General features: G+C 59.1%; 11 protein-coding genes and 1 pseudogene. 9 read left to right on the plus strand and 3 right to left on the minus strand.

All coding sequences use genetic code 11. From position 1 onward, the window contains the following. Positions 1–88: 88 nt before the first annotated feature. A complete protein-coding gene (locus tag ACYZTR_RS02635; protein ID WP_461976211.1) occupies positions 89–1,099 on the plus strand; it encodes a class 1 fructose-bisphosphatase in 1,011 nt (336 codons plus the stop codon). A 4-nt stretch (positions 1,100–1,103) separates the two neighbouring features. Continuing rightward, positions 1,104–1,706, plus strand: a complete 603-nt coding sequence (locus ACYZTR_RS02640) for a DUF924 family protein (protein WP_461976213.1) — start codon at positions 1,104–1,106, stop codon at positions 1,704–1,706. A 45-nt stretch (positions 1,707–1,751) separates the two neighbouring features. On the opposite strand, the gene ACYZTR_RS02645 is transcribed toward ACYZTR_RS02640, so the two are convergent. Then, the gene (locus tag ACYZTR_RS02645; protein WP_461979559.1) at positions 1,752–2,516 is read right to left on the minus strand and encodes a methyl-accepting chemotaxis protein; all 765 of its coding nucleotides are present in this window, start codon (positions 2,514–2,516) and stop codon (positions 1,752–1,754) included. 93 nt (positions 2,517–2,609) lie between these two features. Continuing rightward, positions 2,610–3,701 (minus strand): annotated as a pseudogene (locus ACYZTR_RS02650) (HAMP domain-containing protein); the annotation flags it as partial. Between the two features lie 225 nt (positions 3,702–3,926). On the opposite strand from ACYZTR_RS02650, the gene ACYZTR_RS02655 reads away from it, so the two are divergent. Further along, positions 3,927–4,181 carry a hypothetical protein gene (locus ACYZTR_RS02655; protein ID WP_461976215.1) on the plus strand — a complete coding sequence of 85 codons (255 nt, stop codon included), beginning with the start codon at positions 3,927–3,929 and terminating at the stop codon, positions 4,179–4,181. 31 nt (positions 4,182–4,212) lie between these two features. Beyond that, a complete protein-coding gene (locus ACYZTR_RS02660; protein WP_461976217.1) occupies positions 4,213–4,782 on the plus strand; it encodes a lipocalin family protein in 570 nt (189 codons plus the stop codon). 130 nt (positions 4,783–4,912) lie between these two features. On the opposite strand, the gene ACYZTR_RS02665 is transcribed toward ACYZTR_RS02660, so the two are convergent. Beyond that, positions 4,913–6,277 carry a formimidoylglutamate deiminase gene (locus ACYZTR_RS02665; protein ID WP_461976219.1) on the minus strand — a complete coding sequence of 455 codons (1,365 nt, stop codon included), beginning with the start codon at positions 6,275–6,277 and terminating at the stop codon, positions 4,913–4,915. A gap of 305 nt (positions 6,278–6,582) precedes the next feature. Here ACYZTR_RS02665 and hutC point away from each other — a divergent pair, with 305 nt between their 5' ends. From hutC to ACYZTR_RS02690, 5 genes are all read left to right on the plus strand, one after another. Beyond that, entirely contained in the window at positions 6,583–7,293 is a 711-nt protein-coding gene (gene hutC, locus ACYZTR_RS02670; RefSeq protein WP_177326944.1) for a histidine utilization repressor, read from the plus strand. Between the two features lie 10 nt (positions 7,294–7,303). Further along, positions 7,304–7,873, plus strand: a complete 570-nt coding sequence (locus ACYZTR_RS02675; RefSeq protein WP_461976221.1) for a HutD/Ves family protein — start codon at positions 7,304–7,306, stop codon at positions 7,871–7,873. A 479-nt stretch (positions 7,874–8,352) separates the two neighbouring features. Then, positions 8,353–10,056, plus strand: a complete 1,704-nt coding sequence (hutU, locus tag ACYZTR_RS02680) for a urocanate hydratase (protein WP_461976223.1) — start codon at positions 8,353–8,355, stop codon at positions 10,054–10,056. A gap of 55 nt (positions 10,057–10,111) precedes the next feature. Then, the gene (locus ACYZTR_RS02685) at positions 10,112–11,584 is read left to right on the plus strand and encodes a purine-cytosine permease family protein (RefSeq protein ID WP_461976225.1); all 1,473 of its coding nucleotides are present in this window, start codon (positions 10,112–10,114) and stop codon (positions 11,582–11,584) included. Between the two features lie 68 nt (positions 11,585–11,652). Further along, positions 11,653–12,621 (plus strand): ABC transporter substrate-binding protein, encoded by a 969-nt coding sequence (locus ACYZTR_RS02690; RefSeq protein ID WP_461976227.1) that lies wholly within the window; start codon positions 11,653–11,655, stop codon positions 12,619–12,621. Positions 12,622–12,624 lie beyond the last annotated feature (3 nt).

Raw genomic sequence — 12,624 nt, forward strand, 5'->3', positions numbered from 1 at the left:
GGGTGTAACACGTCTGATAGGAGGAAATGCGCCCCGACTCGCGTTAAACTGCGCGGGTTTTTAGCCCCCCATTCCACCGGAGCCTTCCATGTCCCGCGTTACCCTGAGTCGCTATTTGATTGAGCAGACCCGTAGCAACAACACGCCTGCCGATCTGCGTTTCCTGATCGAAGTGGTGGCGCGCGCCTGCAAGGAAATCAGCCACGCCGTGTCCAAAGGCGCCCTCGGTGGTGTTCTGGGCAGCATGGGCACCGAAAACGTCCAAGGCGAAGTGCAGAAGAAACTCGACGTGATCTCCAACGAGATCCTGCTCGAAGCCAACGAATGGGGCGGTCACCTGGCCGGCATGGCGTCCGAAGAAATGGACAATGCCTACCAGATCCCGGGCAAATACCCGAAAGGCGCCTACCTGTTGGTATTCGACCCATTGGACGGCTCGTCGAACATCGATATCAACGCACCGGTCGGCACTATCTTCTCGGTGCTGCGTTGCCCGAGCGAATACCTGAGCCAGAACGAAGCCTTGAACGAAAAGGCCTTCCTGCAGCCAGGCACCGAGCAGGTAGCCGCCGGTTACGCTATCTACGGCCCGCAGACCATGCTGGTGCTGACCCTGGGTGATGGCGTTAAAGGCTTTACCCTGGACCGTGAAATGGGCAGCTTCGTACTGACCCACGAAGACATCACCATTCCTGAAACCACGCAGGAATTCGCCGTCAACATGTCCAACCAGCGTCACTGGGAAGCGCCGGTACAACGTTACGTCAGCGAACTGCTGGCTGGCGAAGAAGGCCCGCTGAAAAAGAACTACAACATGCGCTGGGTCGCCGCGATGGTTGCCGACGTGCACCGCATTCTGACCCGTGGCGGACTGTTCATGTACCCACGCGACAGCCGCGAGCCGTCGAAGCCGGGCAAACTGCGTCTGATGTACGAAGCCAACCCGATGTCGTTCCTGGTTGAGCAAGCGGGCGGCGCCTCCACCGACGGCCATCAGCGCATCCTCAACATTCAGCCTGAAGGGCTGCACCAGCGCGTAGCGGTGTTCCTCGGCTCGAAAGAAGAAGTCGAACGCGCCACGGCTTACCACAAGGAATAAACCCATGACCGCGCCCTGGAAGCCGTTGCTCGAATGGTGGTTTGGAAACTCCGAATCACCCAACGAAGTAGCGGCTGACAAGGGCAAGTTATGGTTCGGCAAGCGCGACAGCCAGGACCTCGAAGCGCAGACGCGTTTCGGGGACTGGGTCGAGCAGGCACTGGCCGGCGAATTGACCGACTGGGCGCAACGCCCCGAAGGTTGGCTGGCTCTGGTGCTGCTGCTCGATCAACTCCCGCGAATGATCTTTCGCGACACGCCAACATCTTTTGCAGGCGATCTCAGGGCTCAGGCGCTGGTGGCGCAAGGTATCGCTGCGGATTTTGATCGGCAGTTGCTGCCGATTCAGCGGGTGTTTATCTATCTGGTGTTTGAGCATTGCGAGAGTCTGGCGGTGCAGAACGAGGCCGTCTCGCGGTTTATCGCGCTGGTTGCCGAGCAGCCAGAAGCTGATCGAGCGGTGTTTGCCGATAACCTGGATTATGCCGAGCGGCATCAAAAGGTGATTGCGCGGTTTGGTCGGTTTCCGCATAGGAATGCGGTGTTGGGAAGGGAATCTACGGCTGAGGAGTTGGTGTTTCTTTCGAGACCGGGGTCTCGGTTCTGACTGATCGTTCCAACGCTCTGCGTGGGAACGATCAAGTGAAGCGGCTTAAATCCTGAAGCTGCCGACCAATTGCTTCAAACGCGCCGCCTGCCGCTCAAGATCGGCACACGCGCGCAAGGTCGACTGCAAGTTCTCCACACCTTCCTGGTTTAACGTGTTGATCTCGGTGATGTCGACGTTGATCGACTCCACCACCGCCGTCTGCTCTTCCGTTGCAGTGGCCACCGACTGGTTCATCCCGTCGATCTCACCGATCCGCTGAGTCACGCTGCCCAGCCGTTCGCCCGCCTGGTTGGCGATGCCGACGCTGCTTTCGCTCTGGCGCTGGCTCTCGGTCATGGTGCTCACGGCTTCCCGGGCGCCGACTTGCAGTTCCTCGATCATCTTCTGCACTTGCTGCGCCGAATCCTGGGTACGGTGAGCGAGGTTGCGCACCTCGTCGGCCACTACGGCAAAACCACGACCGGCTTCACCGGCACGAGCCGCTTCGATGGCTGCATTGAGTGCCAGCAAGTTGGTCTGCTGGGAGATGCTGGTGATCACTTCCAGAATCTGCCCGATGTTCACGGTGTTGCTATTGAGCGTTTCGATGTTGCCGCACGAATCGCTGATCTTCGCTGAGAGCTGCTGCATCGCCGCGATGGTTTTATCGACGACTTGCTGACCGTCTTCGGCCAATGCGCGAGCATCGCTCGAATGTTGAGAGGCGAGGGCTGCGTTCTGGGCGATTTCCTGGGCGGCGGCGCCCAGCTCGTTGATGGCTGCGGCCACGCTGCTGGTGCGCGAGGCTTGCTGGTCGGAGTTGAACATCGACGAGTTCGACGCGGCAACCACACGCAGCGCGACTTCATTGACCTGGCCAGTGGCCGAGGACACCTCGCGAATCGACGTGTGAATACGTTCCACAAAACGGTTGAACGAGGTGCCCAGCGCACCGAATTCGTCCTGGCCGTGGATGGTCAGTCGTTTGGTCAGGTCGCCTTCACCTTCGGCGATGTCATGCATGGCGCGACCCATGGTCAGCAACGGCTGCATCAAGAAGCTGATCAGCATGCCCAACAGCGCGATGATGATCACCACGGCAATGACCATGGCGATAATCGCCGAGGTACGGAACTCGCTGAGCATCGAGAAGGCGGTGTCCTGATCCAGCACCAGCGCCACGTACCAGTCTGCCGAGGGCACACCGTTGACGTGGGTAAAGGATATGAATTGAGTCTTGCCGTCGAGTTCGACTTCCTTCATGCCCGGGCTGACGTTCGGGGCGCCGTTCGGGTAGGCGTCGGTCAGGCTCTTGAGTACCAGTTTGCTGTCCGGGTGGATCAGGATTTTGCCGTCGGCACTGACGATAAAGGCATGGCCGTGGCCGCCGAAGTTCAGCGAGTTGATGATCGCGCTGACGCTGGACAGGTCAATGTCTGCGCCGGCGACGCCGATCATTTGATTCTGATGTTTCACCGGCGTGGCGACGGTGATCACCAGTTTGCCCGACGACGCGGCGATATACGGTTCGGTGACGATGGTCTGCTGCGCGCTGTTGGCCGCCTTGTACCAGCCACGGGCGCGAGGGTCGTAATCCGCCGCACGATTGCCGGCCGGGACCGAAAACATTACGCCGTCGGTGCCACCGAAGTAGCTCAGCTGAAAATTACTGGTGTAGGCCGGCAGGTCGATGGCGCGCTTGAGGTTGGCCTGAGCGCTGCCGTCCACTGCGATCTGTTGGGACAGCGATTGCAGCAACTGAATGCGGCTTTCCAGCCAGGTCTGGATGTTGCTGGTGGTCAGGCTGCCGAGTTCCTGCATCGAGGATTCGGTGCTGCTGCGCAGGGTTTGCCGCTGGCGGTAGTCGTTGAAGAGGATGAAGCAAGCGAATGCAACGGCCACCACGAGGGCAGCAGCCAACAAGATCTTGTGGCTGAACTTCATGTTTCTGGTCATTAAATGAGCTACCACGAAGAGGCTGGTCAACAAAGGGGGGCAATCTGCCACAGTCATGGGGCTTTGCGCTGCCTTTATGTCGACTGAGCGGCGGCAAAGATTAGGCGGTTTTTGCGAAAACCGACGAAACGCTCAACAACAAACGAAAGTTCCTGATATTTCACGAAAAACAGACGAGCGGCCACACAAATAGCCGGCGAGCCGGGGAACCAGGCAGGGGTTTTCCCTTCTAAGCTTCAGCTTGGCAGTCATGCCATTCCCCTTCGCCCCAGGAGCTACACAATGTCGCTGCGCTCTATCGCCCTGCTTTCGTTCTGCGTGTTGTTGGCCGCGTGCAGCAAGATCAATCAGGAAAACTACTCGAAGCTGTCGTCAGGCATGCCCAAGGCCGAGGTAGAAACTTTGCTGGGCAAACCCACCGACTGCTCGGGCGCGCTCGGCTTGTCCAGTTGTACCTGGGGTGACAAGAACAGCTTTATCAGCGTGCAGTACGCCGGTGACAAAGTGCTGATGTTTTCCGGCCAAGGCCTGAAGTAATCCGGGGCTAAGCGCCCACGGGAGAAAAACAATGAAACGGTTACTGATAGTCCTTTTAGCCGGCCTGGTTTTGGCCGGCTGCGCCACTTCTGGCGTAGATCCATTGACACCGAAAACGGTCAACAGCGTCAATCTTAAGAAGTACCAAGGGACCTGGTACGAGTTGGCCCGTCTGCCGATGTATTTCCAGCGTAACTGCGCACAATCCGAAGCCCATTACACGCTCAAGCCTGACGGCGACGTGTTGGTACTGAACCGCTGTCTGACGGCGGACTGGCAATGGGAAGAGGCCAAAGGCACGGCTTGGCCACAGGTGCCGGGCAAGACCGACAAATTGTGGGTCGAGTTCGACAACTGGTTTTCGCGGCTGATACCGGGTGTTGCGAAGGGCGAGTACTGGGTGTTGTACGTCAGCGATGACTACAAGACCGCCATTGTTGGCGATCCGAGCCGCAAGTATCTGTGGCTGCTGTCACGGACCCCGACGGTCAATGGCGTTGTGCGTGAGGAATTGCTGAGCAAAGCACGTCAGCAGGGCTACGACACCACGCGACTGATTTGGCGTGCGACAGATACGCAAATGGCCAAGACTTCGAACTGATTACTCTGCTACTGATCGTTCCCACGCTCCGCGTGGGAATGCAGCCCGGGACGCTCCGCGTCCCAAGACCGGACGCAGAGCGTCCATTGAGGCATTCCCACGCAGAGCGTGGGAACGATCTGCTGAGGGATCAGCCCAGGAGATCGCGCAAGACCTGGGTGAACGCGCGGTTGCTTTCTTCTTCCCCGCCATGACGCCTGTCGCGCACAACCCACTGGCCATTGACCAGCACATCCCGCACCTGGCGGTCGCCACCGGCAAACAACCAACGATTCAGAATCCCGTCGCCACTGGCTGTTGCCAGGTACGGATCGTTGCCATCCAGCACCAGCCAATCCGCACGTTTGCCAACTTGCAGCGCGCCAATCGGCTGACCCAACGCCTGAGCCCCGCCATCCAGCGCTGCGTCGTACAGTGTGCGGCCAACCATCGGCTGATCCGCGCCATACAAACGATTACGTCGTTGGTCGCGCAGGCGCTGGCCATATTCCAGCCAGCGTAATTCTTCGACCACGCTCAATGACACATGACTGTCGGAGCCAATTCCTATGCGCCCGCCCTGAGCGAGGAAATCCACCGCCGGGAAGATACCGTCGCCGAGGTTGGCTTCGGTGGTCAGGCACAAACCGGCGATGGCGCGACTCTTGGCCATCAGCGTGACTTCTTCCGGGTTGGCGTGGGTCGCGTGAACCAGGCACCAGCGCTGATCGACCTCGGTGTTTTCGTACAACCATTGCAGCGGACGGCGACCGCTCCAGCCCAGGCAGTCATCGACTTCCTTCTGCTGCTCGGCGATGTGAATGTGCACCGGGCACCGCTTGTCGCTGGCAGCCAGTACTTCGCTGATTTGCTGCGGTGTTACCGCACGCAACGAGTGGAAACACAAACCCAGCGACTGCGCCGGTTGCTGCGCCAGGATCGGTTGCAAGCGCGACTGAAGCTTGAGGTAGTTTTCGGTGCTGTTGATAAAGCGCCGCTGACCTTCGTTCGGGGCCTGGCCGCCGAACCCGGAATGGCTGTACAGCACCGGCAGCAGGGTCAGGCCGATCCCGGCGGAACTGGCGGCCTGGCTGATGCGCAGCGCCAGTTCGGCCGGGTCGGCGTACGGCTGACCGTTGGTGTCGTGGTGTACGTAGTGAAATTCTGCGACCGAGGTGTAACCGGCCTTGAGCATTTCGATGTACAGCTGACGAGCGATGACGCCGAGCTGCTCCGGGCTGATTTTTCCGACGAGGCGATACATCAAATCGCGCCAGGTCCAGAAACTGTCGTTCGGGTTACCTGCCACTTCCGCTAGCCCGGCCATGGCCCGCTGGAAGGCGTGGGAGTGCAAATTCGGCATCCCTGGCAGCAGCGGACCGCTTAACCGTTCGGCGTCATCTGCGTGGGAATCGGCCTGGATATGGGTCAACACGCCGTCGGCGCTGACCTCAAGACGTACATTATTGGCCCATCCATTAGGCAGCAGCGCGCGTTCGGCAAAGAAGGCGGACATGGTTCAGCACCCCATCGTGTGTTATTTGTATATACATATACAGACGTTTGCCTGCTCGGTAAACTCCGGCAAGCTATGTGGCTCGTGTGGTTAGTTCGTCAGTTCAAGTTCGGATGCCAGAAATTCAGAGCCAAGGCGCTGCGACGAGTCATAGCTGGCTATGGCGAGGAGCAGCAACGCAGGATCTGGATTTCTGGCGCCGAAATTGAATGACAGAACTAACCATACGAGCCATATCACCTCTAACAGATCAACAAGGATTAACCGTGCCGACTCCGCCTGCAGTCTCTCCGTTGGCCGCACACATGGGCGACAGTCCGGCGCCCTTGTACGCCCGCGTCAAACAGATGATCACCCAGCAAATCGACAGTGGAAACTGGCCGCCGCACTACCGCGTTCCGTCGGAAAGCGAGCTGGTCAACCAACTGGGTTTCAGCCGCATGACCATCAACCGCGCCCTGCGCGAGATGACCGCCGACGGTCTGTTGGTGCGCATGCAAGGTGTCGGGACTTTTGTCGCCGAGCCGAAAAGTCAGTCCGCGCTGTTTGAAGTGCACAACATCGCCGACGAAATCGCCTCCCGTGGCCATCGTCATACCTGCAAGGTCATCACCCTCGAAGAAGAGGCCGCCGGTTCCGAGCGCGCCTTGGCGCTGGACATGCGTGAAGGCCAGAAAGTCTTTCACTCGCTGATCGTGCATTTCGAAAACGATATTCCGGTGCAAATCGAAGACCGTTTCGTCAACGCGCTGGTGGCGCCGGACTACCTCAAGCAGGACTTCACCCTGCAAACGCCATACGCCTATCTGAACCAGGTCGCGCCACTGACCGAAGGCGAGCATGTGGTCGAGGCGATTCTGGCTGAAGCCAGCGAGTGCAAATTGCTACAGATTGAAAAGGGCGAGCCGTGCCTGCTGATTCGTCGCCGCACCTGGTCCGGCCGTCAGCCGGTGACCGCCGCCCGTTTGATCCACCCCGGTTCCCGTCATCGTCTGGAAGGTCGGTTTCATAAATAGAGAGCCATAAATGAATGAGTTGAAGGTTCTACGCGCAAAAGATTACCCGCGCATGCCGTGGAAAAACGGCGGCGGTAGCACCGAAGAAATCACCCGTGATGCGGGCACCGGCCTTGATGGATTTGGCTGGCGCCTGTCGATTGCCGATATTGGCGAGTCGGGCGGGTTTTCTACGTTTGCCGGTTACGAGCGGGTGATCACTGTGCTGCAAGGTGATGGCATGACCTTGCGCGTCGATGGCCAGGACACGCAGCCGTTGTTACCGCTGGACCCGTTTGCTTTCAGCGGCGAGAGTCAGGTTTCCTGCACATTGCTCGGTGGGCCGATTCGCGATTTCAACCTGATCTATGCACCGCAGCGTTACCGCGCGCGGTTGCAGTGGCTGGACGGCGAGCAGCGGTTTTTCAGCTCGGCGGGCACTGTGCTCGTGTTCAGTGTCACCGACGAGCTTGAAGTGAAGGTCGGTAACAGTGCCTCGCAACTGGGCCGCCATGATTGCCTGCAACTCGACGGTAACGTTGGCCTGCTGGAAGTCTCCGTCAGTGGCCAATGCTGCGTGATTGAACTGACTGCACGCTGATTCAACCCCTCCACTGATCGTTCCCACGCTCCCGCGTGGGAATGCATCCCGTGACGCTCCGCGTCACCGTCGCAACAGCGGACGCTGAGCGTCCAAAGAGGCGTTACCACGCAGAGCGTGGGAACGATCATCTGATTCGAAACTGCGCACCAACTTGTTACCGAACGCCCCAGCGTGGCGCAAATCCACGCTCAAGTAACAGCGATCACTCCCCTCGCAAAACCCCCAGAAAAATTTCATCTCCGCCAGAACCCCTGATCTACAAGCCTTCCATCTCTCCAAAAACTTTTCTTGAACACCCATCCAATAAGTTGGCCGCTTGATTGCATATGCTTGTATGTACAAGTAAAGACGTATGCGTATGAGCCGATCGAGACTCCTCGCAGCGTCAACTGATTCGCTTGTGGCGCCACGATGCGCACAGGCTGGCTTACCCACCGCCAGGGTTGGTTTGGATTGATCGCTGAGGAGTCTTTTTCGTGACTGACAATACCCAGAAACCTACGACCGCTTCTTTTACAAAGCACCGTAACGTCGAAATCCGCGCTGCCCGCGGTAACAAGCTGACCGCCAAGAGCTGGCTGACCGAAGCGCCGCTGCGCATGTTGATGAACAACCTCGACCCGGAAGTCGCCGAGAACCCTAAAGAACTGGTGGTTTACGGTGGTATCGGTCGTGCGGCGCGTAACTGGGAATGCTACGACAAGATCGTCGAAAGCCTGACCAACCTGAACGACGACGAGACCCTGCTGGTGCAATCCGGCAAGCCGGTCGGCGTGTTCAAGACCCACAGCAACGCCCCGCGCGTACTGATCGCCAACTCCAACCTGGTGCCACACTGGGCGAGCTGGGAACACTTCAACGAACTCGACGCCAAAGGCCTGGCCATGTACGGCCAGATGACCGCCGGCAGCTGGATCTATATCGGCAGCCAGGGCATCGTTCAAGGCACCTACGAAACCTTCGTCGAAGCCGGTCGCCAACACTACAACGATGACCTGAAAGGACGTTGGGTCCTGACCGCTGGTCTAGGCGGCATGGGCGGCGCTCAACCACTGGCCGCCACCCTGGCCGGCGCTTGCTCGCTGAACATCGAATGCCAGCAGGTCAGTATCGATTTCCGTTTGAACAGCCGTTATGTCGATGAGCAAGCCACCGACCTCGACGACGCGCTGGCCCGCATCGCTAAATACACTAAAGAAGGCAAAGCGATTTCCATCGCCCTGCTTGGCAACGCAGCTGAAGTCCTTCCAGAACTGGTCAAGCGCGGCGTGCGCCCGGACATGGTTACCGACCAGACCAGCGCCCACGACCCGCTCAACGGTTACCTGCCAGCCGGCTGGACCTGGGACGAGTACCGCGCTCGCGCAAAAACCGAGCCTGCTGCCGTGGTCAAAGCCGCCAAGCAATCCATGGCCGTGCACGTTAAAGCCATGCTCGACTTCCAGAAGATGGGAATCCCGACCTTCGACTACGGCAACAACATCCGTCAGATGGCGCAAGAAGAAGGCGTGGAAAACGCATTCGACTTCCCAGGCTTCGTACCGGCTTACATTCGTCCGCTGTTCTGCCGCGGCATCGGTCCATTCCGTTGGGCTGCACTGTCGGGCGATCCGCAGGACATCTACAAGACTGACGCCAAAGTAAAAGAACTGATCCCGGACGACGCCCACCTGCACAACTGGCTCGACATGGCGCGCGAGCGCATCAGCTTCCAGGGTCTGCCGGCACGTATCTGCTGGGTTGGCCTGGGCCTGCGCGCCAAGCTCGGTCTGGCGTTCAACGAAATGGTTCGCAGCGGTGAATTGTCCGCGCCAATCGTGATTGGTCGCGATCACCTGGACTCCGGTTCTGTCGCCAGCCCGAACCGCGAAACCGAATCGATGCAGGACGGTTCCGACGCCGTGTCCGACTGGCCACTGCTCAACGCTCTGCTCAACACCGCGAGCGGCGCGACCTGGGTTTCCCTGCACCACGGCGGCGGCGTCGGCATGGGCTTCTCCCAGCACTCGGGCATGGTGATTGTCTGCGACGGGACTGACGAAGCGGCCGAGCGTATCGCTCGCGTACTGCACAACGACCCGGCCACCGGTGTCATGCGTCACGCCGATGCGGGCTACCAGATCGCTATCGACTGCGCCAAGGAGCAGGGGCTGAACCTGCCGATGATTACCGGCAAGTAATGCTCGCTCCTACAGGGATCACCAACACCAACTAACAATCCACAGAGGTTGAATCATGGCTGTTAACAACGATCGTGCAGGCAGTAAACCGTTGATCGAGAAACGCTCGATCGACTACATCCCGGAAGCGGAGAGACACGGTCGTCTGTTCAGCCAATTCACCCTGTGGTTGGGTGCCAACCTGCAAATCACCGCGATTGTGACGGGTGCGCTGGCGGTGGTGCTCGGTGGTGATGTGTTCTGGTCGTTGATCGGTCTGTTGATCGGTCAACTGCTGGGCGGCGGGGTGATGGCGTTGCATGCGGCGCAAGGGCCCAAGCTTGGCTTGCCGCAGATGATCTCCAGCCGGGTACAGTTCGGGGTGTATGGCGCGGCCATCCCGATCGTGCTGGTCTGTTTGATGTACCTCGGCTTCACCGCAACGGGAACCGTGCTTTCCGGTCAGGCGCTGGGCCAGTTGTTTGGCGTCAGCGACAGCGTCGGTATCCTCATCTTCGCCAGTGTCATCGTGCTGGTCACGGTGCTCGGTTATCGGGTGATCCATTTCATTGGCCGTGTCGCCAGCGTCATTGGTGTGATTGCCTTTGTTTACCTGTTCAGTCGTCTGATGAGCCAGACTGACATTGGCGCACTGCTGCAAATCCGCCACTTCAGCTGGAGCAGTTTCCTGCTCTCGGTGTCGCTCGCGGCGTCCTGGCAGATCGCCTTCGGCCCTTACGTGGCTGACTATTCACGCTACCTGCCAAGCAAGATTTCCTCGGTGAAAACCTTTTTCGCCGCTGGCGCGGGTTCGGTCATTGGCGCACAGGTGGCGATGATCCTCGGCGTGTTTGCCGCCGCCACGGCCAATGGGCAATTCGCCGGCCACGAAGTAGCCTACATCGTTGGTTTGGGCGGTACCGGTGCCACCGCTGCGCTGCTGTACTTCAGCATCGCGTTCGGCAAGGTCACCATCTCCACGCTGAATTCCTACGGCAGCTTCATGTGCATCGCGACCATCATCAGCGGTTTCCGTGGTCACCTGCAGGTCACGCGTTTGCAGCGTCTGGTTTTCGTACTGGTCATCGTCGGTACTGCGACCCTGATCGCGCTGCTCGGTCAGCACTCGTTCCTCGGTGCGTTCAAGTCGTTCATCCTGTTCTTGCTGGCGTTCTTTACGCCATGGAGCGCGATCAACCTGGTGGACTACTACTGCATCACCCGCGAGCGCTATGACGTGCCGGCGTTGGCCGATCCGAACGGTCGCTACGGCCGTTGGAACCCCCTCGGCATCAGCGTCTATGTCTTCGGTGTACTGGTGCAACTGCCGTTCATCTCCACCAAGTTTTATACCGGTCCGCTGGTAGACGCCCTGGGTGGTGTGGATATTTCCTGGATCATCGGTCTGGTGGTACCCGCAGCCCTGTATTACGTGTGCGCAAAAAAATGGCATGGCACCGTACCCGATCAACTGATTCTGCCGGTCGAGCAGGACAGCGTTGTACAACCTAAAACAAGCGGGGCCGGTCGCGCTGCGGCGCAGGCCTGATTGGACGTGGACAGGGCTGGATGCCTCTTGACTGCCGTAAGCCAATTCATGATTAGGAGCGTCACACAATGAAATCGAACAAGACCCTGCTGACCACGTTGCTTTCCATGGGCCTGCTGGCCAGTGCCGGCGCTACTCAGGCGGCTGGTTGGTGCGAGTCGGGCAAACCGGTGAAGTTCGCCGGCCTGAACTGGGAAAGCGGCATGCTGTTGACCGACGTGATGCAGGTCGTGCTGGAGAAAGGTTACGACTGCAAGGTCGACAGCCTGCCAGGCAACTCCATCACCATGGAAAACGCCCTGAGCAGCAACGACATTCAAGTGTTCGCCGAAGAATGGGTCGGCCGTAGCGAGGTTTGGAACAAGGCCGAGAAGGCCGGCAAAGTCGTCGGTGTCGGTGCTCCGGTGGTGGGTGCGATCGAAGGTTGGTACGTGCCGCGCTACGTGATCGAAGGCGACGCCAAGCGCAAGCTGGAACCCAAGGCGCCGGACCTGAAAAACATCACCGACCTGGCCAAGTACGCCGCCGTGTTCAAGGATCAGGAAGAGCCATCGAAGGGCCGTTTCTACAACTGCCCGGCCGGCTGGACCTGTGAACTGGACAACAGCGAAATGCTGAAAAGCTACGGCCTGGAAAGCACCTACACCAACTTCCGCCCAGGCACCGGCCCGGCGCTGGATGCCGCCGTGCTGTCGAGCTACAAACGTGGCGAACCGATCCTGTTCTATTACTGGTCGCCAACCCCGCTGATGGGCCAGGTGGACCTGGTCAAACTCGAAGAGAAACCAGGCGTGGACAAGCGCGTGACCATCAAGGTCGGCCTGTCCAAGACCTTCCACGAGCAAGCCCCGGAACTGGTGGCCGTGCTGGAAAAAGTCAACCTGCCGATCGACCTGCTCAACCAGAACCTCGGACGTATGGCCAAAGAGCGGATCGCGTCACCAAAACTGGCGAAAATCTTCCTCAAGGAACATCCTGAAGTCTGGCACGCATGGGTAAGCGAAGACGCAGCCAAAAAGATCGACGCGGCCTTGTAGGTC

The organism is Pseudomonas sp. Hz4 (assembly GCF_054898165.1).